The organism is Rhizobium sp. No.120 (assembly GCF_054558365.1).
The window spans coordinates 544,580-568,951 of sequence record NZ_BAAJNQ010000003.1 but is presented as its reverse complement, the minus strand read 5'-3'; the positions used below and the strand labels follow the sequence as shown (position 1 = coordinate 568,951).

The window sequence follows — 24,372 nt, the reverse complement described above, 5'->3', positions numbered from 1 at the left end:
GAATTGAACAGCCGAGGCGTTAAATCACCATCGCCCTTAGCCTAATCCGGCTGAATGACAGGGATTTGAAGCGGCCGGACATCCCTTATGGAGAGAATACCGTGCCGAAAGCTTGTATTCCTTGGGGAGACCTTGAATGATGGTTGTGTAAAGTCTCTCACTACGACGCATATTTATCGGAGCAGAAATGTCTGTGAAATTCGAGATTTCCTTCGCCAAGTCGGCTCGTCTCAGCGGCGGTCTGGCCATTCTCCTGAAAGACACGGACAGCGAGCTGCCGGCGGGGGCGGAGAGCGCCGATCCGGCGAATGTTTTCGCCAAAGCGGCGCCCGTATCCGGCTTCAAGGGCAAAGCGCTGGGCAGTCTGGATATCATTGCGCCTGAGGCTTCGCCCGTCGACCGAATCATTGTCATCGGGGCCGGCAAGGCCAAGAACCTGACCGCGCATGATTGGCTGAAACTGGGCGGCACTGCAGCAGCGAAAATCCGCAATACGGAGAAGGTCACGATCTTCCTGGATGCGCCCAACGTCCAGGTCGGTCCCAAGGAAGCCGCCGATTTTGCCCTGGGTATGCTTCTGCGCGCCTACAGCTTCGATACCTACAAAACCAAGAAGGGCGATGACGACGAGAAGGGTGCCTCCCGCAAAGCGGTCAAGGTGACCATCGTCACCCAGGAGGCGGCCGCGGCCAAGAAGCTCTATGCGACCTCCGAAGCCGTGGCCGGTGGCGTCCTTCTCGCGCGCGACCTCGTCAACGAGCCGCCGAATGTTCTTGGTCCCGTCGAATTTGCTGCCAAGGCTAAGGAATTGGAAAAGCTCGGCGTCGAGATCGAGATCCTGACGGAGCGAGAAATGCGCCGGCTCGGCATGGCGGCCCTGCTGGGCGTCGCGCAAGGTTCGGCCCGGCCGCCGCGGCTGGTGGTCATGCAATGGAAAGGCGGCAAGGCGAAGGACAAACCGGTCGCCTTTATCGGCAAGGGCGTCGTCTTCGACACCGGCGGTATCTCCATCAAGCCGGCTGCCGGCATGGAGGAGATGAAGGGGGACATGGGTGGGGCGGCGGCCGTGACCGGGCTCATGCATACGCTTGCCGCGCGCGGAGCCAAGGTCAACGCCATCGGCGTCATCGGTCTTGTGGAAAACATGCCCGACGGCAATGCACAGCGCCCGGGCGATATCGTCACCTCCATGTCCGGCCAGACTATCGAGATCATCAACACGGATGCCGAGGGGCGGCTCGTTCTCTGCGATGCACTCTGGTACACGAATGACCGTTTCAAGCCGCAATTCATGATCAACCTGGCGACGCTGACCGGTGCGATCCTTGTCGCGCTCGGTAACCTGCAGGCCGGCCTGTTCTGCAACGACGACAAGCTGGCGGGTGAGCTGACGGCGGCAGGCCTTGTGACCGACGAGCGTCTGTGGCGCATGCCGCTCGGCAAGGATTACGACAAGATGATCGACAGCAAGTTCGCCGATATGAAAAATACCGGCGGACGCCACGCAGGTTCGATCACCGCTGCCCAGTTCCTGAAGCGTTTTGTCGGCGACACGCCGTGGGCGCATCTTGATATCGCCGGTACGGCGATGGGCTCGGTACAGGACGAGATCAATCAGTCCTGGGGTTCCGGCTTCGGCGTGCGCCTGCTCGATGAACTGGTCCGCGCCAACTACGAATCGTGACCAGCCGGATTTTGTAAGATAGAGCCTTTCCGCTTTTCTTCGAATCGCGAAAACGCTCTATCCTTTTCCGACGCAATTCCGAACGGAAAACCGCTTCGCACTTTTCCTGGAATTGCTTTAGAAGAAGCGCCATGACCGACGTTCTCTTCTATCACCTGACGGAATCGAAGCTCGAAGACGCCCTGCCGCCGTTGATCGACAAGAGTGTCGAACGCGGCTGGCAGGTAGCCGTGCAGATGCGCGAGCCGGCCCGTCGCGATTTTCTCGATAGCCATCTCTGGACCTATCGCGAGGATAGCTTTTTGCCGCACGGCACTGATGAAGACGAAATGGCAAGCCGCCAGCCCGTGCTGCTGACGATTTCGCCCGGCAATATAAATGATGCCACCGTGCGTTTCTTCATCGACGGCGCCGAGGTTACGGATGTCGGAGCCTATCAGCGCGTCGTGCTAATGTTCGACGGCTACGATCAGGAACAGCTGGAAAGCGCGCGCGCCCAATGGAAACGCCTGAAGGGCGAAGGGCATAACCTCACCTATTGGCAGCAGACGCAGGATGGCCGCTGGGAGAAGAAGGCTTGACCTTTCTCCATCGCGAAGAGCTGCTTTACGCGCCTTCCGCCAAGATCTTCTGGATGAATTCCTTCTTCGCCGCCGTATAGGACGCGCGATCATTGGCATATTTTGCCGCGAGTTCGATCTTCAGCGCTTCGTAGGCATGCGCCAGATCCGGCTCCCTGCGCAATCGGTCGCGAAAGATGAGAAAGTTGCACCAAGTCGGGCCGTTATACTCGACCACATGCACGAGATGAGTGCGCGTATCCCCTTCTATGTCGCGACCGAAAATATGGTCATCCGGTACGATATGACTGCCGGCATAAACGTAGCCGATGGAGGCCATCGGCTCGATACAGGCCAGTCCATCCTCGAAGCGCCGCACACCGACGGCAATATCGATGATCGGCTTGGCTTTTATCGTTGGGATCGAGGTGCTGCCGAAATGCTGGACATCGACTGCAAGGTCGCCGAGAGCCTTGCGAATAGCAGCCTCCTCCAGCAAATAGGCTTCGTGCCAGCTCTGGTTCGGGTCGGCGAGTTTGACGGACTTGTTGCCAACGCCGAGGCCAAAAGATTGTTCATGCTCCGATGCCATAGGCATCTCTCCAGTGAAGACGATGCGCCACGCTAGCACGCCGCGGGCGGCATTGTCTTCACCGGGAAAGCCTCATCAATCGTAAAATGCTTCGACGAACTTGCGCTTGCCGAGCATGAAGGCATCGGCGACGTGGCGCAGCGGCGAAAGATCGACGTCGGAGGTGCCGGCTTTGACGATCTCCGCAAAACGGCGATAGAGCGAGGGATATTCGGCCTCGGGCGCCGAGAATGTGAGCTCGCCATTGACGGAAAGCTTGGAGCCGCCTTCGGCCAGAACCATCTGGCCCGCATCCGTCTCGGCGACGATATCCCAGCTCTGCTTGCCGGTCTGGCGCCAGTCGAATTCGGCGTGGACCGGAAGGCCGGTTCCGCTCTTGAAATGCAGGTCGGCCGCGATCGGCGAATCTCGATTTTCCGGGAATTCGAGTGTCGCGCCGGTCAGGAAAAGCGGCGGCAGGATGTGGGTGACGATCGACAGCGCATTGATGCCCGGATCGAAGACGCCGAGCCCGCCGGCCTGCCAGATCCATTCCTGGTTCGGATGCCAGTGGCGCACGTCTTCCTTCCAGATTACGTGAGCGCTACGGATATTGGTGCTGGCGAGGAAGCTCTTTGCAGCCTCCACTGCCGGAGCATAACGCGAGTGCCAGCTAGCGAAGAGAGATACGCCCTTGGCTTTTGCAAGGTTCTCGAGATCGGCCACTTCGCTCAGCGTCGCGCCCGGCGGCTTTTCCATGAAAACATGCTTGCCGGCCGAAAGTGCCTTGTAGGCGGCTTCATAGCGGTATTGCGGCGGCATGCAGAGAGAAACGGCGTCGATCTCCGGCGCGGCATCGAGCATGGCTTCGATCGTTGTGAAGGCGGGAATGCCCTCGACAGTGCCGTGACGGCTTGCCGTGGCGATCAGTTTGAAATCCGCATTGTTCGCGATGGACGGAAGATGCTGGTCGCGGACGATCTTGCCGACACCGACGATGGCGAGGTTGATGGGGGACATGGATGTCTCTCGATTAGTATGATTATTGATGCGATCTTTATCAGAATGCCGCATGTGGGCAAGGGCAGCAAATCGCAAATGCAGGAGTCAGGTCCAAATCGTGATGCTTGGAAAACGGGTGCCGGCTCTTGATTCACAGCCTGAAATCGGCACTCTTCCTCTGTGCAGACAAAAGATCCGGGAAGAATCGCTGCGGGGGGAAATCATGAAAACATTGATCGGCTTCAGCCGAATCGTCGACTATGTCACTGAAATCATTGGAAAATCAGTCTCATGGCTTATTCTGGTCGCTGTCTTGGTCAGCGCCGGAAATGCGATCGTCCGTAAGGTCTTCAACACCTCGTCCAATGCCTGGCTGGAAGCGCAATGGTATCTGTTCGGCGCAGCCTTCATGCTCGCCGCCGCATACACGTTGCGTCAGAACGAACATATCCGTATCGACATCGTTTATGGCTCATTGTCGCGCCGAGTGCAGCACTGGATCGATCTGCTCGGCCATTGCCTGTTCCTCATGCCTTTCATGCTCCTGATGGTCTATGATCTAGTGCCCTATGTCCGCACATCCTTTCTGTCGGGGGAGGTGTCTTCCAGCGCCGGCGGTCTGATCATCTGGCCGGGCAAGGCATTGCTGCTGGCGGGCTTCTTTCTGCTGGCGTTGCAGGGGCTTTCCGAGATCATCAAGAAGATCGCCGTCATGCGCGGCGATATGGATGATCCGACCCCCTATGTGCCGACGCATGCGCCGCTCGATATCGAAACCCCGGCCGGGGAGGCGCGCTGATGCTCGAATTCATCGCCGTGAACATGGCGCCGATCATGTTCGCCTCGCTGATCATTTTCCTGCTTCTGGGCTATCCCGTCGCCTTCGCGCTTGCTGCCAACGGGTTGCTGTTCTTCTGGATCGGCGTCGAGCTCGCACCCTATTCGGGCGGCACCATCAATCTATCATGGCCGCTCCTCAATGCCCTTCCGGATCGCTTCTGGGGCGTGATGTCGAACGACACGCTGCTGGCCATCCCGTTCTTTACCTTCATGGGCATCGTGTTGGAGCGATCGGGCATGGCCGAAGATCTGCTCGACACGATCGGCCAGCTTTTCGGACCAATCCGCGGTGGTCTTGCCTATGCGGTGATTTTCGTCGGAGCGCTGCTGGCGGCCACCACCGGCGTCGTCGCGGCTTCGGTAATCGCCATGGGTCTGATCTCGCTGCCGATCATGCTGCGCTATGGTTATGACCGGCGTGTCGCCTCCGGCGTCATCGCCGCTTCCGGCACGCTGGCGCAGATCATTCCGCCATCGCTCGTCCTGATCGTTCTTGCCGACCAGCTCGGCCGTTCGGTCGGTGACATGTATGCCGGCGCCTTGATTCCTGGCCTGGTGCTGACCGGTCTCTACATGCTCTATGTATTGATCATGTCGATCGTGAAGCCGGACTCCATGCCGGCATTGCCGAAGGAGGCTCGCTCGCTTGGCTCCGGCGTCACGTCCTTGCTGATCGCGTTGCTCATATGCGCCGGCGTGGCCTATGCCGCACATGTTTACCTGACCCCCGCCTATGGCGAAAACGCCGATATTCTCGGCGCAACAGTTGGTGTCGCCTTCATCTATGCGATCGCCATGCTCGATAAGGGGATGAAGCTCAACGTAATGTCGCGGCTGGCCCAGCAGGTCATCATCGTCCTCATTCCGCCCTTGGCGCTGATCTTCCTCGTGTTAGGCACCATCTTCCTCGGCATCGCGACGCCGACGGAAGGCGGCGCCATGGGCGCGGTGGGGGCGCTTATAATGGCAGCTGCCAAAGGCCGGCTGAACGTGGAGGTCATCCGCTCGGCACTGACCTCGACAACGAGGCTTTCGGCTTTCGTGCTGTTCATCCTGATCGGCTCGCGCGTCTTTTCGCTGACCTTCTACGGCGTCAACGGCCATCTCTGGGTCGAGCACCTGCTGGTATCGCTGCCCGGCGGCGAGGTCGGCTTCCTGATCGCCGTCAACATTCTCGTTTTCGTGCTCGCCTTCTTTCTCGATTTCTTCGAGCTTGCCTTCATCATCGTGCCGTTGCTGGCACCTGCGGCAGACAAGCTCGGCATCGATCTCATCTGGTTCGGCGTGCTGCTCGGCGTCAACATGCAGACGAGCTTCATGCACCCGCCCTTCGGTTTCGCGCTGTTCTATCTACGCTCGGTCGCCGCGCGCGTGCCCTATCTCGACAGGGTAACGGGCAAGCAAATAGCTCCCGTCACGACTGGGCAGATCTACTGGGGATCGGTGCCTTTCGTCGGTATCCAGATCCTGATGGTGGCATTGACGATCATGTTCCCGCAGATGGTCATGCACTATAAGGGAGCGGGTACGGGTGTCGATCCCAACACGATCAGGATCGAAGTCCCCGGCTTCAGCGCGCCCGGTCAGGACAATGGCGGCGGCCTCGGCTTGCCGGGCCTGCAGGTTCCAGACGGTAATCCGCTTGACGGCAAGCCGGCGGATCAGGGCGGCGGCGATCAGCCGAAGCCGCCAGCTAACGATCTCAGCCAGCCTCCGTCGTTTAATTGAGGCATACGGTCCGTATCGGCATGCTCGTCGATTTTACGCAACGAAAACCCCGGGGCATCGCCCCGGGGTTTTCTCTTTTTTGGATCTACCGGTCGCTCAAATCTTCCCGGAACGCTGTAGCGTCATCATGTAGACATCGTAGCTGTATTCGGCGACCTGGGTATAGAGGTAGTGCTGGCCGCGGAAGCCCTTGATCGATTCCCAGATCTTCTTGAAGGTCGGGTTGTTGGCTTCCATCTCGGCATAAACCTCATTGGCCTTGTCGAAGCAGGCATTCATGATCTCGGTGCTGAACGGCCTGAGCTTTGCGCCTTCGGCAACGACGCGCTTGATCGCGGCCGGGTTCAGATAGTCATACTTCTGCAGCATGTTCGCATCCGTTGCCTGGGCGGCCGTGCGCAGCAGCGATTGATAGGCCTTTGGCAAGCCTTCATAGGCGGCCTTGTTGAACATGACATGCACGGTTGGGCCGCCTTCCCACCAGCCGGGATAGTAGTAGTAGGGCGCGACCTTGTAGAAGCCGAGCTTCTCGTCGTCATAAGGGCCGACCCATTCGGCCGCATCGATCGTGCCTTTCTCGAGCGCCGGATAGATATCGCCGCCGGCGAGCTGCTGCGGCACGACGCCGAGGCGTTCGACCACCTTGCCGGCAAAGCCGCCGATGCGCATCTTCAGACCCTTGAGATCGGCAACCGTGTTGATTTCCTTGCGGAACCAGCCACCCATCTGCACGCCGGTATTGCCGGCGGGGAAGCCGATCAACCCCTGCGTCGCCAGGAATTCGTTGAAGAGATCGATGCCGCCGCCGTGATACTGCCAGGCGTTCATGCCGCGGGCGTTGAGCGCGAAAGGAACGGCAGCTCCCAAGGCCCAGACCGGGTCCTTGCCCCAATAATAATAGGCGACCGAGTGGCAGGCCTCGACGGTTCCGGCTGAAGTTGCATCTGCAGCCTGCAGGCCCGGCACGATTTCGCCGGCCGCAAACACCTGGATGGTGAAATTGCCGTCTGTGGCTTCAGACACATATTTCGACAGCACTTCGCCGCCGCCATAGATCGTGTCGAGTGACTTCGGAAACGACGATGTAAGGCGCCAGTTGATTTTCGGATTGCTCTGCGCAATGGCCGGTGCTGCAAGCGTTGCAGCCGCTGCCACCGACCCGGCGCCAGCGACGCCGGCTTTCCTCAGAAAAGAACGACGATCCATCTATTACTCCCCCCGGATACGAGCGGGCGGGTTCGCCCGCTCTTCGTGATCACGGCTGCAGCTAATCACGCCCCTGGGCGCGTTTCAAGCGTATCGGAAGCTGGTGCAACCATTGATTAGGCATTGGACCGTACTTCTTGCAGCGGCGCTTCAGCGAACCATCTTGGTCTCGGCCTGCGCAACCAGATTAGTGGCCGGAACCGGTCCGGGCTTGTATTTCAGTGTGACGACCTTGTAGCCTTCATTCTCCAGTCGGCTGAGGAGAACGGGGAGCATCCTAACCGTGCGCTGGTGGATGTCGTGCATCAGAACGATGCCGCGGCCGCGCTGGTGGAGCTGCTTCATGGTGCGATCGACCACCGAGGCGGGCGTCGAAGTGAAGTAATCTTTGCTGTCGATATCGACATCCATGACGATCATGTCGCGGGCGGCAATCGCCGTGCGCAGGCGTTTGGAGTCGGCAAGATAGGGAAAGCGGAAGAAGGGAACGTCTGTGCCGATCGCCTTGGTGACGGCATCCTTGCCGCGGGCGATCTCGGTCATCGCCGCGTCGAAAGTCATCTTGTCGAGATCGGGATGGCGGAAGGTGTGGCTGCCGATCGCGTCACCATGGGCGAGAACCTCGCGCGCCGTCGCCGGATGCGCCTGCGCCATTTCCCCGACCATCATGAAGGCGGCCTTGACGCCGAACCTGTCGAGGGTGGCGAGAATGCGTTCCGTCTTGCCGGGAGCCGGGCCATCATCGAAGGTCAGGATGACTTCCTTGTCGGCAAGCCTGATATCCTTGAGCGAGGAGACTTCCAGCGTACGGCCGGCGAGACTATGCGGTCCGCCGGCGTCCACTGCCGCGCGGGTTTCGAGATCGGCGACGAGCCATTTCTTCGGCTCCATCTCGATGGGATCGTTGGCCTTCAGCGGCTTGTGACGCGGCTCCTCGGCGGCATAGCTGCTCTTGAGCGACGCTTCATTACCTGGCTTCGTGGCGCATCCTCCGAGAGCCAGAGACACGGCGAGACCAGCCAGCAACACACGGTAGTTCATCAGAATCGCTCAACACTATGTCTATGAAAGTTGAGCGCATATTCTGCAGTTATGGTTAATGATCGGTTAGGAGCTCCCGCGAATTCCTTAACAAGCGGTCAGCTTCAGCCGGCCATGCCGCTCTCATATTCCGATGAAAGTTCCAGCCATTGCTCTTCGGCTGCCGCAAGCTTTTCTGCCGCATCGGCACGCTGTTTTGCCTTTTCCGCAGCCTTGGCCGGTGCCTTCTCATAGAGGGCGGGGTCCGCAAGTTCTGCGTCAAGGGCCTGAATCAGTTTCTCAAGCTTGCCGGTCAAGGATTCGATTTCGTTGATCTTCTTCTTGAGCGGCGCCAGCGAGGCGCGCCGATCGGCATTGAGCTTGCGCTGATCCGCTTTGGAAACGGAATCGTCACTGGTATTTGCCTTGGCCTTGTCGTCCTTGGCTTTCGGGCTGGCAACAACGAGGCTGCGATATTCTTCGAGATCGCCGTCGAAGGTCGAGACAGTGCCGTCGCGCACCAGCCATAGCCGGTCGACGGTGGCTTCGATCAGATGGCGGTCGTGCGAGATTAGGATGACGGCGCCGGAATAATCGTTTAGCGCCTGGATCAGCGCGTTGCGGCTGTCGATATCGAGATGGTTCGTCGGTTCGTCGAGGATCAGGAGGTTCGGCGCGTCGAAGGCGGCAAGGCCCATGAGAAGGCGTGCCTTCTCACCGCCGGAGAGATCCTTGACCTGTGTGTCCATCTTCTCCGTCGCAAGCCCCATCTGCGCAACGCGGGCACGCACCTTTGCCTCCGGCGTTTCGGGCATGCGGCGGCGAACATGCTCGACGGCCGTCTGGTTCGGGATGAGATCGTCGAGCTGATGCTGGGCGAAGAAGCCGATCTTCAGGTTCGGCGCCAACCTGACTTCGCCGCTCTCCGCGCTGAGCCGTCCGGAAATGAACTTCGCGAAGGTCGATTTTCCGTTGCCGTTGGAGCCGAGCAGGGCTATGCGGTCATCGGCATCGATGCGCAGGTTCAGCCGTTTCAGGATCGGCTTGCCGGGCTCGTAGCCGACGGCACCGCCGCTGATCGCGATGATCGGAGAGGCAGGTTGTTTCTCCGGCTCCGGAAAGCTGAAGCCCATCACATGGTCTTCGATAACGGCGGCGACGGTGCCCATGCGCTCCAGTGCCTTGATGCGCGATTGCGCCTGCCGCGCCTTCGAGGCCTTGGCCTTGAAGCGGTCGATGAAGCTTTGCAGGTGCTTGCGCGCCGCGTCGTTCTTCGCCTTCGCCTTCATCTGCAACTCGTCGGCCTCAGCCTTCTGCCGCTCGAATTGGTCGTAGGAGCCGCGATAGAAGGTGAGCTTCTTCTGGTCGAGATGCACGATGGAATTGACCGCCGTGTTCAGCAGATCGCGGTCGTGCGAGATGATGATGACCGTGTGCGGATAGCGGCGGATGTAGTCCTCCAGCCAGAGCGTGCCTTCAAGGTCGAGATAGTTCGTCGGTTCGTCGAGCAGCAGGAGATCCGGCTCGGAAAACAAGACGGCCGCGAGAGCCACGCGCATGCGCCAGCCACCGGAGAAGGAAGAGGCGGGGCGCTTCTGCGCCTCGTGGTCGAAGCCGAGGCCGGCAAGGATACTGGCGGCGCGCGCTTCAGCCGAATGCGCATCGATATCGGCAAGCCGCGTCTGGATATCGGCGATGCGGTGCGGATCGGTCGCGGTCTCGGCTTCCGCGAGCAGTGCGGAGCGCTCCTTGTCCGCTGCCAGGACGATTTCGATCAAAGGCTCCTCGGTGCCGGGGGCCTCCTGCGCCACCTGGCCGATGCGGGCATTGCGGGGGATCGAGACCGAGCCGCTTTCGGCGGCGAGATCGCCGGTGATGATCCTGAACAGGGTGGATTTGCCAGCACCGTTCTTGCCGACGAGGCCTGCCTTCGTGCCCGTCGGAAGCGTCACGCTGGCATGGTCGATGAGAAGGCGGCCGGCAATGCGGGCGGAAAGGTCTGAAATCGAAATCATGGCGCGGTTTTGGCCGAACTCAACGCTGAAGGCAAGAGCGGGAAGGCGCTTAGGCGCCGGCCTTTTGCGAGGATTTCGAGAGATTGGCGCAGTTACGCAGACGCTCGGTCAGCTCCGTTTCATAGAGCATGAGATTGCTCAGCGAGGCATTGAGGCTGTCGAGTGCAGCATTGGCATGCGGAGTCGTGTCGATCTCGCGGGCAAAATGCTGCTTTTTCACCAGCCCCTTGGCGAGCTGATCGGCCACTTCGCGCAGCATCTCGGCAGCGTCGCTCTCGGATTTACGCGCCACCAGCCCGCAATGGCTGACAAGGCGATGCTTCAGGCCGATCTCGTCGAGCCCGCTTTGCGGGGGAAGGGGGCCAAGTGCCTCGATTTCTTCGGCAAGACGGCGGTCCTGACCATAGAGTGCTTCATAAAAGAGCTGATAGTTGCGCGGCAGGTTTCTCACCTTCAGCCGCGTCATGAAGCGGCCGATAACCTCGAGCTCGGTTTCCGTTTCATCGTCATCGATGGAATATGCCGAAACGCTTGTCTGCGAGTTCTTCATGCCTGCCTTGGACCGTGAGCTGATATATCTTATCAATCTGCAGGTCGGCAGGTTAAGGGAACATGAACAAAATGCCTTATTCACGTTGCGTCGCAACAAAATGAGGCAGGTGCTCAACGCTTTGGCGAAAGCGAAAAACAGCAATTCGCTTCTCGCTCACATCCAGCGTGTTCCCTCACCGCGCAGGAAGTTCAGCAGGTCCAGCACCAGCGACGGCTTGCCCATGGATGTGACGATGGTATGGCACTGGCCGCGGTGATGGGTGTGATGGTTGAACATATGGGATACCGCCGCATGGAGGGGAACGGTAATCGCGCCCGGTCGCAGGATCGAGGTGTAGGTAATGTCGACGGCAAGCGCGTCGGCATCGAGCGTTTCCAGCCAGGTGATGATATTTCGGTCTTCCGCCTCACGTAGGCTGTGGAGTCCTTCAAGCGTGTCATGCAGGACGGTCTCGAGTGACGCCGGTACCCCGCCGATGCCGTTGAAACGGTGCATCCACAGCCTATCCGTGACAAGCAGATGGTTCAGCGTTCCGTGGAGCGAGCCGAAGAAAGCGCCGCGATCCTCATGGAATTCGGCAGCGCTGAGTTCGGCTGCGGCATTGTAGAGCTGAACATTGGCCCAACGATTATAGTCGGCAAGCATCCTGAAATGTTTGAGCATGTGACCTCTCCTCAATGAGGCGGCGATGTTGCCGCCGAGTTTGCAATAGACCGTCGCAATGCCATCGACCGATTGCGAATCGGATGCCCGGACTGTGACAGCGGCGTGAAATTGGGCGATCCCCCTTGTTTTCGGGCCTTGGGGCAGGTAAAGACCGCCCACTTTTCTCTGATTACAAGGAATGGACCCATGGCGATTGAACGTACTTTCTCGATGATCAAGCCGGATGCGACGAAGCGCAACCTGACCGGCGCCATCACCAAGGTTTTTGAAGACAATGGCCTGCGCGTCATCGCCTCCAAGCGCGTCTGGATGAGCAAGCGCGAAGCTGAAGGCTTCTACGCCGTTCACAAGGAACGTCCGTTCTTCGGCGAACTCGTTGAAGGCATGACCTCCGGCCCGACCATCGTCCAGGTCCTGGAAGGCGAAAACGCCATTCTGAAGAACCGCGAAATCATGGGCGCGACCAACCCGGCAAACGCCGCCGAAGGCACGATCCGCAAGACCTTCGCCCTTTCGATCGGCGAAAACTCCGTTCACGGCTCGGACGCTCCGGAAACGGCTGCCGTCGAAATCGCCTACTGGTTCTCCGAAACCGAAATCGTCGGCTGAATCAGCCTTTGAGCTTCTGCGCTGAGCGATTTGAATTGACTCATGAAAGCCGGGATCTCGCATCCCGGCTTTTTTCATGCCGGACAGGCGGCATCACGCCCGTAATCAGCACTGCCGTCACCTTTGAAGACATCTGGATTGGCGGTATAGACCGGGCCGACGACCAACGGTTTTGTCGGCAGCACGGTCTGGTCCAGATCGGATTTGACCTCGGTCTTGATCGTCTGGATCGTCTTGTCGCTGGCATCCACCAGCTTGATCGAGACGGAGTAGGGGCGGTCCTTGCGCACGCAGTGCAGGTCCGGGCTTTCCAGCGTGATCTTGTCCCAGAATGTATAGATCTTCTGGTTGACGACTAGCGGATCGCCGCCGGCGGGGTTTTCAAATTCCGCGATAGCCTTTGTTCCCTCGGGGATTGGAGCGATCTTCTTCAACGTGATCATGTAGCTCGCGCTCGCCACCCGGTAGTTGAAGATGAACAAGCGACCGGTGAGCTGCGTCGGGCCCTCATCGTCTTTCCGTTGGCAGCCGGCCAGCGCCAGGCCGGTGACGATCCCGGCACTTATCGTTGTCAGCATAATCCTTCTGATCGTCATGGTGCAGTCTCCTCCTTCTTGCGCCGGTAGTGCCGGCTGGCTTTGGCTCGGTTGCCGCAAACCGCCATGTCGCACCAGGCGCGGCTTTTGTTCTTGCTGCGGTCGATAAAAAGCCAGCCGCAGTTGCGGCATATTTTCATTCGTTCCGGATCTGGCATGGCGATGAGACGCAGCGTCGAATGTACCGTCGCGGCATCGAGCCCATCGGATGAGGCACGCTTCAGGACCCTTCCCAATGCCGTAAGCAGGTCCGCAAGCAGCAGATCTGCAGCCTCTCCAAGAACGCGTGCCCGGAAATAGCGGTCGATCAACTCACGGAGGGCGATGAAATCGACACGATTCTCCCGCTTCACCGGCAGAATATCGCCGAAGAGCGCCCGTTCCGCGCAGAAATTGGCAGCGGCCTTCGGGAAGCTATCCATCTGTCCCACTGCCTCGAAGCGGTCGAGCCGGCGTTCATCGTCATGGCGCAGGATCACGCTGTTGGCGACATCGAGCGCGAGCGCGCCGCCGGAGAAGCGATGTGGGGTCCAGGAAAAACTCATGGCGAAAATTATAACTGGTAAAATGAATTTTGCCAGTTACTATTTGCTGGTTCTTCGGAGAGGTGGAATGGCTTATCTTTTGCAGCAACTGGCGAATGCCGTTCCGCTCGCTGCGCTCTATGCGACGCTGGCATTCGGCTATTCCATTGCCTTCGGGGTCATGAAGCGGGCGGATATCACCTATGGCGCGCTCTTCGCCTTTGCCGGCCAGATGCTCCTGCTCTTCACCGACGTCGGCTACACCAAGATGTATCTCATCCTGCCGGCTGCCTTTGCTTTCGGCGCCGTCATCGCTCTTGGCTATACGATTGGTACCAGCTTCCTCGTCGGCCGCGCGATCATGCTGCCGCTATCGCGCAAATCGCCGAATACGGTCATCGTCGCAGCACTCGGCATGATGATCATCCTGATGGAAACGGCACGGCTGGCCTCAAATACGCGCGGCATCTGGCTGCCACCTTTCCTGAACGATGCCATCGTCTTCTGGGATAGCGGCGATTTCCGAGTGACGCTGACGGAAATCCAGCTGCTCAACACGGCTCTGATGATCCTTGTCATCCTCGCGGGCGCCTATGTTCTGAAATGCACCGGCTGGGGGCGCATCTGGCGGGCGGTGACGGACGATTCCCTTGCCGCCGAACTGTGCGGCGCCAGCGCCAACCGCGTCTTCTTGCTGGCCTATGTCGCCTCCGCCCTGGTCGCGACCATCTGCGGTCTGCTCGCCACGTCCTATTACGGAACGATGGATTTCGGGGCGGGACTGATGTTCGGGCTGAAGGTGTTGATGGTTGCGGCGGTCGGCGGCTATTCCGATCCGCTGAAATCGGCCGGTGGTGCCGCACTCCTCGGTCTTACCGAGACCATGTGGGGCGCCTATGGCCCTTTCCTGTGGCGCGATTTCGTCATCTTCTCGCTGCTCGTGCTGCTGCTGGTCCTGAGCCGTCGCGAGCGCGTCGTGCCATAAACCTATTGATTGCCACTCCACTTGGCGCGAGCCGCATCGTCGGCATCCCTGGCGGAAACCCAGCCGCCTTCGGTACCATCCTTGCCATGCTCCTTCTTCCAGAAGGGCGCGGAGGTCTTCAGAAAATCCATGACGAAATTGGCGCCGTCGAAAGCCGCCTGCCGATGCGGTGCGGCGGCAATGACGAGAACGATGTTCTCGCCGGGCGCGATCTTGCCATAGCGATGGATGGCGGTGAGACCAAGAAGCTCGAAACGTTCGGTAGCAAGCTTGGCGATGCGGGTGATCTCTGCTTCCGCCATACCCGGATAATGTTCGAGTTCCAGCGCACCCAAAGAGCCGCCTTCGTCGCGGCAGAGGCCCGAGAAGCTGACGACTGCACCGATATCGTGCCGCCTGGAGGTTAGTTGGTCGATCTCCGCCTGGAGATCGAAATCCTCGCGCTGGACGCGGACTAGCGGTTCGACGGCCATCAGTTCACCCCCCGGTCATCGGCGGGAAGAGCCCGATCTCCCGCGCTCCGGCGATAGGCTCATCGTGCTCCGCATGCTCCATGTTGATGGCAACACGGATCGCCTGAGGGAATTGAAGTGCTGCCTCGTATTCCTCGCCCAAACCCTTCAAATGACTCAGGAGATCCCCAACGGTGACGACATCGGCGGGAAGAGAGATCTCCTCTTCCGCTTTGCCGATCCGCTCGCGCACCCAGGCGAAATAGACGAGTTTCGTCATCATTCCTCATCCACGACATGCTTCAGTCCGGCTCGGAAATAATCGTAGCCGGTATAGATGGTCAAAAGCGCAGCGACCCAGAGCAGGACGATGCCCATCTCCGTCGTATAGGGTATCACCTTGTCGCCCGCCGGCCCAGCCAGAAGAAAGGCGATGGCGACGAGTTGGGCGGTCGTCTTCCATTTTGCGATGCGGGTTACGGGAACGCTGACCTTCAGCGCCGCCAGATATTCACGCAGGCCCGAAACCAGGATTTCGCGGCAAAGGATGATGATGGCGGCCCAGAGAGACCAGCCGGCGATGGTACCGTCGGCGGCGACCAGGAGCAGGATCGCGGAGACCAGCAGCTTGTCGGCAATCGGATCGAGCATGCGGCCGATATTCGAGGTCTGGTTCCAGATGCGCGCAAGATAGCCATCGAGGAAATCGGTGATCGAAGCGATGACGAAGATCCAGAGCGCGACCCAGCGTGCGAAATCGGACCCCTCCAGCTTACCTTCGACGAAGAAGCAAAGAACGATCAGGGGTACGCAGAGGATGCGGCCGTAGGTGAGCAGATTGGGGATGCTGTAAGCGCGCGAAGCCATGGAAATCGTTTCGTTTCGGTTGTTTTGGCGGATCGCGATGAGCCTCGATTTCGGGTTTCATCGTGCTCCGGGCATTTGATTTTCTTGATCTTCTCCAAAAACCGCTTCGCACTTTTTGGGATCAAATCCTAGATGATGGTTTGGCGACCTTATCGTCAATATTGTTTCTGTTTTTTCACGGTCATTGCGTGGAATTTGCGACCAGCATTGCTTATTTCGCGGCGTCCTCGTGGAAATGGTTGTAAACCTGCCGCGCCACGGTTTCCGATATGCCCTCCACCGCCATCAGATCCGATAGGGCAGCGCGCGATACGGCTTTGGCGGTGCCGAAATGCTGCAGCAGCGCGCGCTTGCGCGAAGGCCCGATGCCGCCGATCTCGTCGAGCGGGTTTTTGACCATCTCCTTCTTGCGCCGAGCGCGGTGCGAGCCGATGGCGAAGCGGTGTGCTTCATCGCGTAGGCGCTGTATGAAATAGAGCACGGGATCGCGCGGCGGCAGGGTGAAACTCTCGTGTGATGGCGGGAAGAAGCGCTCACGCCCGGCTTCGCGGTCGACGCCCTTGGCGACACCGATGGCAATGACACTGTCGGTGATCCCGAGCTCATCGAGGATGGCGCGCACGGCTGTCATCTGCCCCTGGCCGCCGTCGATAAGGATGACATCGGGCCAGGCGGGGAAGGGTTGGTCGGCCGCATCGGAGCCGGATGCTTCCACGGCAGCCGTCCGATCGGGCTTTCCCTCTTCCTTTAGCAGTCGCGAGAAGCGGCGGGTCATCACCTCGCGCATCATGCCGAAGTCGTCGCCCGGCGTGATGTCGGTCGATTTGATGTTGAACTTGCGGTACTGGTTTTTGACGAAGCCTTCCGGCCCTGCCACAACCATCCCGCCTACCGCATTCGTGCCCATGATATGGGAGTTGTCGTAGATCTCGATGCGCTGCGGCGTGTAGGGAAGCTTGAATGTTTCCTTGAAGCCTTCGAGCAACCGCGATTGAGAGGCGGTTTCCGCCAGCTTGCGGCCATGCGCCTCGCGTGCATTGGCGATAACATGCTCGACGAGATCGCGCTTTTCGCCGCGTTGCGGCACGAGGATCGCGACCTTGTGCCCGGCTTTCTCGCTGAGCGCTGCCGCCAGCAGTTCCATTTCCTCGATGGTCTCCGACAGCAGGATCTGCCGAGGCACGGGCTTGTCGTCATAGAATTGCGCGAGGAAGGCATTCAGTACTTCGGCGCCGGAAAGCGACGGATCGGCCTTAGGGAAATAGGCGCGGTTGCCCCAGTTCTGCCCGGTGCGGAAGAAAAAGACCTGGATGCAGGAAATGCCGCCTTCGTGATGGATGGCGAAGACGTCCGCTTCCTCGACGCCGGCCGGATTGATACCCTGATGGCTCTGCACATGCGAGAGCGCAGCAAGCCGATCGCGAAAGATCGCGGCGCGCTCGAAATCCAGATCTTCGGCGGCGGCGTTCATCGCTTCGGCCATATGCGCCTTGACGTTCTGGCTCTTGCCGGAAAGGAAGTCCTTCGCCTCCTGTACCAGTTCAGCATAGCCTGCATCGCTGATCTCATGCGTGCAGGGGCCGGAACAGCGCTTGATCTGATAGAGCAGACAGGGCCGCGTGCGCGTCTCGAAAACGCTGTCTGTGCAGGTGCGGATCAGAAAGGCCCGCTGCAGCGAATTGATGGTACGCCCGACCGCTCCAGCCGAAGCGAAGGGCCCGAAATAATCGCCCTTTCGCGCGCGGGCGCCGCGATGCTTGAAGATCGCCGGCGCGCGATGGTCGCCCGTGATCAGAATATAAGGGAAGGATTTGTCGTCGCGCAGCAGCACGTTAAAGCGCGGGCGCAAACGCTTGATGAGATTCGCTTCCAGCAGCAGCGCTTCTGTTTCCGTGCGCGTGGTGACGAATTCCATATTGGCGGTTTCGCGTACCATGCGGGCGATGCGGTTGGAGTGCACCTTGCCTAGCGCATAATTGGAAACGCGCTTTTTCAGGTTTCGCGCCTTGCCGACATAGAGCACGTCGCCAGCTTCGTTGAACATGCGATAGACGCCGGGATTGTTCGGCAGCCGCTTGACGAATTCGGCGATCAGTTCGGCGCCACGAAGCCCGGTTTCGTTCTTTCCGCCTTCGTTCCAGTCAACAGGCACGACAGGGGAGGCGACGGCATCGCCCTCCACCTCGATGTCGTCTTCGATATCCTCTGATTCGTCATAGAGAACGCCGCCGTCGGGCAGCTTTCTTCCGTTCATTCCGCACTCTCCGAGACGTCTGGCGTTTCCCAGGCAAGGTGCTGGCCGCCATCGAGCGCTATCATTTGGCCCGTGATCGAGGGCGTGTCAAAAAGAAAGCGGATGGTCCGGCCGAATTCTTCGAGCCCCGGCGCCGCCTTCAATATGAGGCCCTCGATCTGCGCTTGAAAGTCCTCCTCGCTCTGCCGCACGCTGCGCACCGTCGGACCTGGGCCAATCGCATTGACGCGGATGCGCGGCGCAAAGCTCTGCGCCATCGTCTGGGTCGCGGTCCAGAGAGCGGCTTTCGACAGCGTATAGGAATAGAAACGTGGATTGAGCGCCCAGACCCGCTGATCGACCATGTTGACGATCAAGCCCGGATAGGGCTCGGGAAGCTGCCGCACGAAATCTGCGGCTAGAATCGAGGGCGCTCGCACATGGACGGCGAAATGTGCCTCAAAGGCTTCAGCGTCGAAATGATCGGCGGAATCGCCAAGAAAAGCCGAGGCGTTGTTGACCAGAAGATTGAGCGGGCCGAGCTCATCCGCGACCCTTTCGACAAGGGTTGATGTCTCCTCCAAATTCTGCAGATCCGCCTTGATCGCCATGGCTCTACGGCCCGTTTGCCGCAGTTTCGCCGCAATTTCCTCCGCTTCGCCGATGGATTGGTTGGCGTGCAACGCCACCGCGAAGCCATGAGCCGATAAATCCTCGGCAATTGCCAGACCTATTCTTTTGGACGCGCCGGTTATCAGCGCCGTGCGTAGTTTTTCCTGGCTCAAGAGATCGCCTTCTGCTCGTCGTTACCCGATCGACGTTCATATAGGGCGTCGATACACCATATGAAAAGATGTGCGGGCAAATGATGTCCCTTGGGTTTCTTATGTAAAACTTGAGTTTTATTTAGTCTAAAATAAGTATACATGGTTTAACCAATGATTATGGTTAACAATTCCTCTGTTGCGATGAAGCAACATCGAAATTCAGCCACGTCTGTGCCACAATGATATCATATTTTGGCTCTTCCAATTCCTCATTTGCCATCCAATTTCAGCATCGATCCGGGAGGGATATGTTTAATTGCTCGTGGCGCTTCACAGTCAAGGACAGTAAGCGAGGCACACGGGCCTGAAAGGAGAAAAGTATGCGTACTCTTATCAAGACCCTCATGGTCTCCACCCTTGCCCTCGGTGGCTACACCGCAGCTCACGCCGCTGACGCTGTCGAGCAGATTCCGCAGCCGCCCGTCGCTCAGGAAGCAGCTCCGGCCGTCAACAACTGGTCCGGCTTCTACATCGGTGGTGCAGGCGACTGGAGCAAAGGTCATTTCAGCCACAACGGCAATGGCTATGGCTTCGGCGGCCAGGCCTTCACCGGCTACAACTGGCAGCAGGGCCAGATCGTATACGGCGTTGAAGCAGACCTCGGCTACGCTGGCATTGACAGCACCCGCAACGGCCTGACTGCCAAGAACGGTGTCAACGGCTCGGTTCGCGGCCGTATCGGCTACGACTTCAACCCGTTCATGCTGTACGGCACGGCGGGTCTGGCACTCGCTCAGAACAAGCTCGAAGACGCTACCTCGTCCGACAGCAAGACGGCTGTTGGCTACACGGTCGGCGCAGGTGCTGAAACCTTCATCACCAACAACATCACCGCCCGCCTCGAGTACCGCTACACGGATTACGGCAAGAAGAACTTCGACCTCGACTCCGGTCGCTTCTCTCGCGGTTACGACGAGCAGAGCGTCAAGGTCGGTATCGGCGTCAAGTTCTAATCACTTGATCGCATGGAATGAAGGAAAAGCCGGGGTGAAAACCTCGGCTTTTTTGTTTGCCCAATATCACTTGCTGACGCGTGACGTCACAGAACCGCTTCAGACTTGCGGTTTCATCTTCGGAAAATCCGGGAAACGCTTCTCGAACTTGCGCGCCCAGTCCGTCAATCCCGCATAGTCAGCTTCCCACTGCCCTTCGAAGCGGAGTTGCAGATAGCCGACAAGGGAGGCAAGCGCGAAATGACCTGCATGCAGCTTCTTGCCGATCTTCGGCAGCTCGGCGTCAAGATGGGTGAGGGCGCGGCTGACCTTAGTCCACTGCCGGTCGATCCAGGGCTGGTGCTGCTTCTCAGGCTCGCGAAGGCGGCGCTCGTAAACGATCGACAGCAGGCATTCGTTGGTGCCGTCGATCAACGCTTCCAGAACCTCGATTTCGGTGCGTTTGCCCTTCTTCGATGGGTAGAGCCCGCCCTCGCGACGATCGAAATAATGCATGATGGCGCGGCTGTCGAAAATGGCCTCGCCATCCGCAGTCAGCAATGTCGGGATCTTGCCGAGCGGATTGTTGTCGATCAGCAGTGTCGGACCGGCATTCGTGTCGACATGGATCTCCTCAAGCTCGATACCGAGATGGCGGGCCGCCATGCGCACCTTGCTGGAGAAGGGGGAAGTGGACGAGCAAAGAAGTCTCATGAAATCACCCGCGTGATATGGATGTGAAAAGTCTCAATGTTCGCCACGCAGCCAGAAGGCGCGCTGCGAGGCGAAGCGATCCTGCGCCAGAATATCCTTCAAGGCCGGCAGCAGCGCATGCAACTCGTCCTTCAGCGTGAAGGGCGGGTTGACGATGATAAGGCCGGAGCCGGTAAGCCCAGTGAAGCCGCGATCGCTTTTGACGATCAGCTCGGCGCATAGCAATTTCGGAATTTCCAGTGCCTGTAGCGCTTCATGAAATTGCTTGATTGGCGCATCCTTCTTGATCGGATACCAGAGGCAATAGGTGCCGCCCGGAAAGCGGCGCCAGGCCTTTGCGAGCCCATCGATCAGCCGCTCATATTCACCTTCCTCTTCGAAAGGTGGATCGACGAGCACGATGCCGCGTTTCTCCTTCGGCGGCAGATGCGCGCCGAGCGCCAACCAGCCGTCGAGTTCCGTAACGCGGGCATGATGATCCCCCTCGAACAGCCGGTGCAGTCGCTGGAAATCGTCGGGATGCAGTTCCATCGCCGAAAGCCGGTCCTGCGGGCGAAACAGCATGCGGGCGAGTTTCGGCGAGCCGGGATAGAGCCTGACGCCGCCTTCAGGGTTCAATTCTCTTATGGCGGCGAGATAGGGCTCCAGCAGATCGGCGACCTGCGGCACGAGTTCCGCCTCCAACACCCTGCCGATGCCGTCACGCCACTCGCCGGTCTTCTGAGCTTCCTCGGACGACAGATCGTAAAGCCCGATGCCGGCATGGGTATCGAGAACGCGAAAGGCCTTGTCCTTGTTCTGCATGTAGCGGACGAGGCGCGCGAGAACAGCATGTTTCAAGACATCGGCAAAATTGCCCGCGTGGTAGATGTGCCGATAGTTCATTGTCGGTGAAGTCCGCATGAATTGTTGAGATGGGCCGGATTGTCTCTAGTGGCCGGTCTCCGCTTGAAATATACAAACCTCATGAACATTGCGACCCCTATCCAAGCCAAATCGCGCATCGGCCACACAGCCTGTCCGCATGACTGTCCCTCCACCTGTGCGCTGGAGGTCGATCTGACTGAGGACGGCAAGATCGGCCGGGTTCGCGGTGCCAACGATCATTCCTATACCGCCGGCGTCATCTGCGCCAAGGTCGCCCGCTATGCCGAGCGGCTTTATCACCCCAATCGTCTGATGAAACCGCTGCGCCGTGCCGGCGCCAAAGGTGAGGGGCGCTGGCAGGAGCTCTCCTGGGACGATGCGCTGGACGAAATCGCCGAAGCCTTCATCAAGGCCGAAGCGAAGGACGGCAGCGAGGCGATCTGGCCCTATTTCTATGCGGGAACGATGGGCTGGGTGCAGCGTGATTCCATCGAGCGGCTGCGCCATGCCAAGCGTTATTCCGGCTTCTTCTCATCGATCTGCACCAATCCGGCCTGGACGGGCTTCACCATGGCGACGGGAGTGCTGCGTGGTCCCGATCCGCGCGAGATGGGCCGCACCGATTGCGTCGTCATCTGGGGTACGAATGCGGTTGCCACCCAGGTCAACGTCATGACCCATGCGGTCAAGTCCCGTAAGGAACGCGGCGCCAAGATCGTCGTCGTCGATATATACGACAATCCGACGATGAAGCAGGCCGACATGGCCTTGATCGTGAAGCCGGGCACGGATGCGGCCCTTGCCTGCGCCGTCATGCACATCGCCTTCCGCGACGGCTACGCCGACCGCGACTACATGGCCAGATATGCCGACGATCCCGCCGGCCTGGAAGAGCATTTGAAATCGAAGACCCCGGCATGGGCCGCAGAAATCACCGGCCTTTCGGTCGACGAGATCGAAGCTTTCGCCAAGCTCGTGGGGACGACGAAGAAGACCTATTTCCGCCTCGGCTACGGCTTTACCCGCCAGCGCAACGGCGCGATCGCCATGCACGCGGCAGCCTCGATCGCGACGGTGCTCGGCTCCTGGCAATATGAGGGCGGCGGCGCCTTTCATTCGAACAGCGATATCTTCCGCATGGATGCGAGCGAACTAACCGGCCGCGCCATGAAGGACATGGATGTCCGCATGATCGACCAGTCGCAGATCGGCCGGGCCTTGACCGGTGATGCCGTGGCGCTACGTCATCGCGGTCCGGTCACGGCTATGCTGATCCAGAACACCAATCCGGTGAATATCGCGCCGGAACAGCGGCTGGTGAAGCGCGGTTTCGCCCGCTCCGACCTCTTCGTCGCTGTGCACGAGCAGTTCATGACCGATACGGCCGACATGGCCGATATCGTCATCCCCGCCACCATGTTCGTCGAGCATGACGATATCTACCGGGCCGGTGGCCAGAACCACATTCTTCTCGGTCCCAAGCTTGTCGAGCCGCCGCCGACCGTTCGCAGCAATCTCTTCGTGATCGAGGAGCTTGCCAAGCGCCTCGGCATTGCGGATCGCCCCGGTTTTGGCTTCTCCGCCCGTGAGATGATCGACCGGGTTCTGTCCAGAAGCGGCCTGCCGGACTACGATTATTTTCTCGAGCACAAATGGTTCGACCGCCAGCCGGATTTCGAGGAGGCACATTTCATCAAGGGTTTTGCCCATCCCGACGGCAAGTTCCGCTTCCGCCCTGATTGGACCAACCAGCCGGCGCCGAACCGTCCGCCAGCATCGGTCGGATTGCTCGGGCCGCATGTCGAGCTGCCCGAGTTTCCGGATCAGGTCGACGTTATCGAGGTGGCCGATCCCGAGCATCCGTTCCGGCTCGCGACCTCGCCATCGCGCAACTTCCTGAATTCGAGTTTCGCGGAAACGAAGACGTCGCGCCAGAAGGAAGGGCGTCCCGAGGTGATGGTCAATCCGGCCGATGCCGAGCGGCTTGATATTGCCCATGGCGAGCTGGTCCGCATCGGCAATTCGCGCGGCGATATCCGCCTGCATGCGCGTGTGACCCCAGAAGTGAAGCCCGGTGTGCTGATCGCGGAGGGACTGTGGCCGAACAAGGCTCATGTCGACGGCGAGGGCATCAATGTGCTCACCGGCGCGGATCCGGTTGCTCCTTACGGCGGCGCGGCTGTCCACGATAACAAGGTATGGCTTCGCAAGGACGTGGGATGAGTAAATTTGAAAAGGCGAAGTCCGAGATCGCCAGTGAAAAGACGCTGGCGGACCAATGGACGCGGCTGAGCACATTTGAGGTCGACTACACGGATTCGCGCGGCGAAAAGCATCGCCTGAAGCGCGAGGTCTATCATCGCACCCCGGCAGCCTGCATCCTCCTCTATGATCCCAAGCAAGAAACCGTGGTGCTCGTTCGGCAATACCGATTGCCGGTCCAGCTGGTCGGCGAGCCGGCCTGGATGATCGAAGTGCCCGCCGGATTGCTCGACGGCGACCATCCGGAAGCGGCCATCCGCCGCGAGGCAATGGAGGAGACCGGCTTTCGCGTGCGCGACGTCCGCTTCCTGTTCAAGGCGATGACCTCGCCCGGCTCCTCGACGGAGGTTATTCATTTCTTCGCTGCCGTGATCGACACGACCGACCGCATCGCAGATGGCGGCGGTCTTGAAGAAGAGCATGAGGATATAGAGGTGCTGGAAGTTCGCCTGTCCGACGCGATGGCGATGATCCAGAAGGGTGATATCTGCGACGCTAAGACGATCATGCTGCTGCAATGGGCGGCCTTGAATGTTGCCAGCCTGAAATAGGAGGCTGCATGGATGGGAGCTTGCTCTCCCATTCATCACATTGTCACGAATCGAGCTTACCGGGGCGTGCGGCCGAAGACACGCGAATGTTTCCGCCCCTCCTTCGCT

The 24,372-nt window shown here is 59.4% G+C and carries 25 protein-coding genes; 9 read left to right on the top strand and 16 right to left on the bottom strand.

All coding sequences use genetic code 11. The annotated features are described in order from the left end of the window. The first annotated feature begins 187 nt into the window (after positions 1-187). Both ACYJRZ_RS13480 and ACYJRZ_RS13475 read left to right on the top strand, forming a co-directional pair. Positions 188-1,684, top strand: coding sequence for a leucyl aminopeptidase (locus tag ACYJRZ_RS13480; RefSeq protein ID WP_459459424.1), 1,497 nt, complete (start codon positions 188-190; stop codon positions 1,682-1,684). A gap of 131 nt (positions 1,685-1,815) precedes the next feature. Beyond that, the gene (locus ACYJRZ_RS13475; RefSeq protein ID WP_459459422.1) at positions 1,816-2,265 is read left to right on the top strand and encodes a DNA polymerase III subunit chi; all 450 of its coding nucleotides are present in this window, start codon (positions 1,816-1,818) and stop codon (positions 2,263-2,265) included. Positions 2,266-2,290: 25 nt separating this feature from the next. Here ACYJRZ_RS13475 and ACYJRZ_RS13470 read toward each other — a convergent pair whose 3' ends face one another. Both ACYJRZ_RS13470 and ACYJRZ_RS13465 read right to left on the bottom strand, forming a co-directional pair. Beyond that, positions 2,291-2,836, bottom strand: coding sequence for a GrpB family protein (locus tag ACYJRZ_RS13470; protein ID WP_459459420.1), 546 nt, complete (start codon positions 2,834-2,836; stop codon positions 2,291-2,293). A gap of 75 nt (positions 2,837-2,911) precedes the next feature. Beyond that, positions 2,912-3,835 carry a Gfo/Idh/MocA family protein gene (locus ACYJRZ_RS13465; protein ID WP_459459418.1) on the bottom strand — a complete coding sequence of 308 codons (924 nt, stop codon included), beginning with the start codon at positions 3,833-3,835 and terminating at the stop codon, positions 2,912-2,914. A 205-nt stretch (positions 3,836-4,040) separates the two neighbouring features. Between ACYJRZ_RS13465 and ACYJRZ_RS13460 the strand changes: the two genes are divergently transcribed. After that, on the top strand, positions 4,041-4,616 hold the full coding sequence (locus tag ACYJRZ_RS13460) for a TRAP transporter small permease subunit (protein ID WP_459459416.1): 576 nt from the start codon (positions 4,041-4,043) through the stop codon (positions 4,614-4,616). Further along, entirely contained in the window at positions 4,616-6,385 is a 1,770-nt protein-coding gene (locus tag ACYJRZ_RS13455; RefSeq protein ID WP_459459414.1) for a TRAP transporter large permease, read from the top strand. Before ACYJRZ_RS13460 ends, ACYJRZ_RS13455 begins: the two co-directional genes overlap by 1 nt. Before the next feature lie 96 nt (positions 6,386-6,481). On the opposite strand, the gene ACYJRZ_RS13450 is transcribed toward ACYJRZ_RS13455, so the two are convergent. The 5 genes from ACYJRZ_RS13450 to ACYJRZ_RS13430 form a co-directional block, all read right to left on the bottom strand. Beyond that, positions 6,482-7,591, bottom strand: a complete 1,110-nt coding sequence (locus tag ACYJRZ_RS13450; RefSeq protein ID WP_459459412.1) for a TRAP transporter substrate-binding protein — start codon at positions 7,589-7,591, stop codon at positions 6,482-6,484. Positions 7,592-7,741: 150 nt separating this feature from the next. Beyond that, positions 7,742-8,632 carry a polysaccharide deacetylase family protein gene (locus tag ACYJRZ_RS13445; protein WP_459459410.1) on the bottom strand — a complete coding sequence of 297 codons (891 nt, stop codon included), beginning with the start codon at positions 8,630-8,632 and terminating at the stop codon, positions 7,742-7,744. Between the two features lie 104 nt (positions 8,633-8,736). Further along, positions 8,737-10,626 carry a ribosomal protection-like ABC-F family protein gene (gene abc-f, locus ACYJRZ_RS13440; RefSeq protein ID WP_459459408.1) on the bottom strand — a complete coding sequence of 630 codons (1,890 nt, stop codon included), beginning with the start codon at positions 10,624-10,626 and terminating at the stop codon, positions 8,737-8,739. A gap of 49 nt (positions 10,627-10,675) precedes the next feature. Then, positions 10,676-11,176, bottom strand: a complete 501-nt coding sequence (locus ACYJRZ_RS13435) for a hypothetical protein (protein WP_459459406.1) — start codon at positions 11,174-11,176, stop codon at positions 10,676-10,678. Positions 11,177-11,332: 156 nt separating this feature from the next. Further along, entirely contained in the window at positions 11,333-11,842 is a 510-nt protein-coding gene (locus ACYJRZ_RS13430; protein ID WP_459459404.1) for a DinB family protein, read from the bottom strand. Between the two features lie 189 nt (positions 11,843-12,031). On the opposite strand from ACYJRZ_RS13430, the gene ndk reads away from it, so the two are divergent. Beyond that, positions 12,032-12,454 (top strand): nucleoside-diphosphate kinase, encoded by a 423-nt coding sequence (ndk, locus tag ACYJRZ_RS13425; protein ID WP_113229569.1) that lies wholly within the window; start codon positions 12,032-12,034, stop codon positions 12,452-12,454. A 74-nt stretch (positions 12,455-12,528) separates the two neighbouring features. Here ndk and ACYJRZ_RS13420 read toward each other — a convergent pair whose 3' ends face one another. Next, entirely contained in the window at positions 12,529-13,050 is a 522-nt protein-coding gene (locus tag ACYJRZ_RS13420) for a hypothetical protein (RefSeq protein ID WP_459459402.1), read from the bottom strand. Further along, positions 13,047-13,595, bottom strand: coding sequence for a CGNR zinc finger domain-containing protein (locus ACYJRZ_RS13415; protein ID WP_459459400.1), 549 nt, complete (start codon positions 13,593-13,595; stop codon positions 13,047-13,049). Before ACYJRZ_RS13415 ends, ACYJRZ_RS13420 begins: the two co-directional genes overlap by 4 nt. A gap of 67 nt (positions 13,596-13,662) precedes the next feature. Between ACYJRZ_RS13415 and ACYJRZ_RS13410 the strand changes: the two genes are divergently transcribed. Further along, positions 13,663-14,559, top strand: coding sequence for a branched-chain amino acid ABC transporter permease (locus ACYJRZ_RS13410; RefSeq protein WP_459459398.1), 897 nt, complete (start codon positions 13,663-13,665; stop codon positions 14,557-14,559). 2 nt (positions 14,560-14,561) lie between these two features. On the opposite strand, the gene ACYJRZ_RS13405 is transcribed toward ACYJRZ_RS13410, so the two are convergent. From ACYJRZ_RS13405 to ACYJRZ_RS13385, 5 genes are all read right to left on the bottom strand, one after another. Further along, on the bottom strand, positions 14,562-15,032 hold the full coding sequence (locus tag ACYJRZ_RS13405; protein ID WP_459459396.1) for a molybdenum cofactor biosynthesis protein MoaE: 471 nt from the start codon (positions 15,030-15,032) through the stop codon (positions 14,562-14,564). Positions 15,033-15,036: 4 nt separating this feature from the next. Beyond that, a complete protein-coding gene (gene moaD, locus ACYJRZ_RS13400) occupies positions 15,037-15,291 on the bottom strand; it encodes a molybdopterin converting factor subunit 1 (protein WP_069616328.1) in 255 nt (84 codons plus the stop codon). Next, on the bottom strand, positions 15,291-15,878 hold the full coding sequence (gene pgsA / locus ACYJRZ_RS13395; RefSeq protein WP_459459394.1) for a CDP-diacylglycerol--glycerol-3-phosphate 3-phosphatidyltransferase: 588 nt from the start codon (positions 15,876-15,878) through the stop codon (positions 15,291-15,293). The genes moaD and pgsA overlap by 1 nt, the downstream gene beginning before the upstream one ends. 211 nt (positions 15,879-16,089) lie before the next feature. Beyond that, positions 16,090-18,132: an excinuclease ABC subunit UvrC gene (gene uvrC / locus ACYJRZ_RS13390; protein WP_459459392.1), complete on the bottom strand. Its 2,043-nt coding sequence runs from the start codon at positions 18,130-18,132 to the stop codon at positions 16,090-16,092. Next, the gene (locus ACYJRZ_RS13385) at positions 18,129-18,896 is read right to left on the bottom strand and encodes an SDR family oxidoreductase (protein ID WP_459459390.1); all 768 of its coding nucleotides are present in this window, start codon (positions 18,894-18,896) and stop codon (positions 18,129-18,131) included. The genes uvrC and ACYJRZ_RS13385 overlap by 4 nt, the downstream gene beginning before the upstream one ends. 362 nt (positions 18,897-19,258) lie before the next feature. Between ACYJRZ_RS13385 and ACYJRZ_RS13380 the strand changes: the two genes are divergently transcribed. Continuing rightward, a complete protein-coding gene (locus ACYJRZ_RS13380; protein WP_015339392.1) occupies positions 19,259-19,891 on the top strand; it encodes an outer membrane protein in 633 nt (210 codons plus the stop codon). Between the two features lie 99 nt (positions 19,892-19,990). On the opposite strand, the gene ACYJRZ_RS13375 is transcribed toward ACYJRZ_RS13380, so the two are convergent. Both ACYJRZ_RS13375 and ACYJRZ_RS13370 read right to left on the bottom strand, forming a co-directional pair. Beyond that, complete coding sequence (locus ACYJRZ_RS13375; protein ID WP_459459388.1) at positions 19,991-20,584, bottom strand: glutathione S-transferase; 594 nt, start codon at positions 20,582-20,584, stop codon at positions 19,991-19,993. A gap of 33 nt (positions 20,585-20,617) precedes the next feature. Next, positions 20,618-21,469 (bottom strand): 23S rRNA (adenine(2030)-N(6))-methyltransferase RlmJ, encoded by an 852-nt coding sequence (locus tag ACYJRZ_RS13370; RefSeq protein WP_459459386.1) that lies wholly within the window; start codon positions 21,467-21,469, stop codon positions 20,618-20,620. An 81-nt stretch (positions 21,470-21,550) separates the two neighbouring features. On the opposite strand from ACYJRZ_RS13370, the gene ACYJRZ_RS13365 reads away from it, so the two are divergent. Both ACYJRZ_RS13365 and ACYJRZ_RS13360 read left to right on the top strand, forming a co-directional pair. Next, positions 21,551-23,674: a molybdopterin-containing oxidoreductase family protein gene (locus ACYJRZ_RS13365; RefSeq protein WP_459459384.1), complete on the top strand. Its 2,124-nt coding sequence runs from the start codon at positions 21,551-21,553 to the stop codon at positions 23,672-23,674. Beyond that, on the top strand, positions 23,671-24,264 hold the full coding sequence (locus tag ACYJRZ_RS13360) for an NUDIX domain-containing protein (RefSeq protein WP_459459382.1): 594 nt from the start codon (positions 23,671-23,673) through the stop codon (positions 24,262-24,264). The genes ACYJRZ_RS13365 and ACYJRZ_RS13360 overlap by 4 nt, the downstream gene beginning before the upstream one ends. The last annotated feature ends 108 nt before the right edge of the window (positions 24,265-24,372 follow it).

Bases quoted from the DNA above. Each gene is read 5' to 3' on its own strand.
- ACYJRZ_RS13435 (WP_459459406.1), bottom strand. From the start codon at position 11,176: ATGAAGAACTCGCAGACAAGCGTTTCGGCATATTCCATCGATGACGAT.
- ACYJRZ_RS13415 (WP_459459400.1), bottom strand. From the start codon at position 13,595: ATGAGTTTTTCCTGGACCCCACATCGCTTCTCCGGCGGCGCGCTCGCG.
- ACYJRZ_RS13360 (WP_459459382.1), top strand. From the start codon at position 23,671: ATGAGTAAATTTGAAAAGGCGAAGTCCGAGATCGCCAGTGAAAAGACG.
- ACYJRZ_RS13365 (WP_459459384.1), top strand. From the start codon at position 21,551: ATGAACATTGCGACCCCTATCCAAGCCAAATCGCGCATCGGCCACACA.
- ACYJRZ_RS13450 (WP_459459412.1), bottom strand. From the start codon at position 7,591: ATGGATCGTCGTTCTTTTCTGAGGAAAGCCGGCGTCGCTGGCGCCGGG.
- abc-f (WP_459459408.1), bottom strand. From the start codon at position 10,626: ATGATTTCGATTTCAGACCTTTCCGCCCGCATTGCCGGCCGCCTTCTC.
- ACYJRZ_RS13465 (WP_459459418.1), bottom strand. From the start codon at position 3,835: ATGTCCCCCATCAACCTCGCCATCGTCGGTGTCGGCAAGATCGTCCGC.
- ACYJRZ_RS13410 (WP_459459398.1), top strand. From the start codon at position 13,663: ATGGCTTATCTTTTGCAGCAACTGGCGAATGCCGTTCCGCTCGCTGCG.
- ACYJRZ_RS13445 (WP_459459410.1), bottom strand. From the start codon at position 8,632: ATGAACTACCGTGTGTTGCTGGCTGGTCTCGCCGTGTCTCTGGCTCTC.
- pgsA (WP_459459394.1), bottom strand. From the start codon at position 15,878: ATGGCTTCGCGCGCTTACAGCATCCCCAATCTGCTCACCTACGGCCGC.
- ACYJRZ_RS13420 (WP_459459402.1), bottom strand. From the start codon at position 13,050: ATGACGATCAGAAGGATTATGCTGACAACGATAAGTGCCGGGATCGTC.
- ACYJRZ_RS13460 (WP_459459416.1), top strand. From the start codon at position 4,041: ATGAAAACATTGATCGGCTTCAGCCGAATCGTCGACTATGTCACTGAA.
- ACYJRZ_RS13380 (WP_015339392.1), top strand. From the start codon at position 19,259: ATGCGTACTCTTATCAAGACCCTCATGGTCTCCACCCTTGCCCTCGGT.
- ACYJRZ_RS13375 (WP_459459388.1), bottom strand. From the start codon at position 20,584: ATGAGACTTCTTTGCTCGTCCACTTCCCCCTTCTCCAGCAAGGTGCGC.
- ACYJRZ_RS13455 (WP_459459414.1), top strand. From the start codon at position 4,616: ATGCTCGAATTCATCGCCGTGAACATGGCGCCGATCATGTTCGCCTCG.
- ACYJRZ_RS13470 (WP_459459420.1), bottom strand. From the start codon at position 2,836: ATGGCATCGGAGCATGAACAATCTTTTGGCCTCGGCGTTGGCAACAAG.
- ACYJRZ_RS13475 (WP_459459422.1), top strand. From the start codon at position 1,816: ATGACCGACGTTCTCTTCTATCACCTGACGGAATCGAAGCTCGAAGAC.
- ACYJRZ_RS13480 (WP_459459424.1), top strand. From the start codon at position 188: ATGTCTGTGAAATTCGAGATTTCCTTCGCCAAGTCGGCTCGTCTCAGC.
- ACYJRZ_RS13370 (WP_459459386.1), bottom strand. From the start codon at position 21,469: ATGAACTATCGGCACATCTACCACGCGGGCAATTTTGCCGATGTCTTG.
- uvrC (WP_459459392.1), bottom strand. From the start codon at position 18,132: ATGAACGGAAGAAAGCTGCCCGACGGCGGCGTTCTCTATGACGAATCA.
- ndk (WP_113229569.1), top strand. From the start codon at position 12,032: ATGGCGATTGAACGTACTTTCTCGATGATCAAGCCGGATGCGACGAAG.
- ACYJRZ_RS13405 (WP_459459396.1), bottom strand. From the start codon at position 15,032: ATGGCCGTCGAACCGCTAGTCCGCGTCCAGCGCGAGGATTTCGATCTC.
- ACYJRZ_RS13430 (WP_459459404.1), bottom strand. From the start codon at position 11,842: ATGCTCAAACATTTCAGGATGCTTGCCGACTATAATCGTTGGGCCAAT.
- moaD (WP_069616328.1), bottom strand. From the start codon at position 15,291: ATGACGAAACTCGTCTATTTCGCCTGGGTGCGCGAGCGGATCGGCAAA.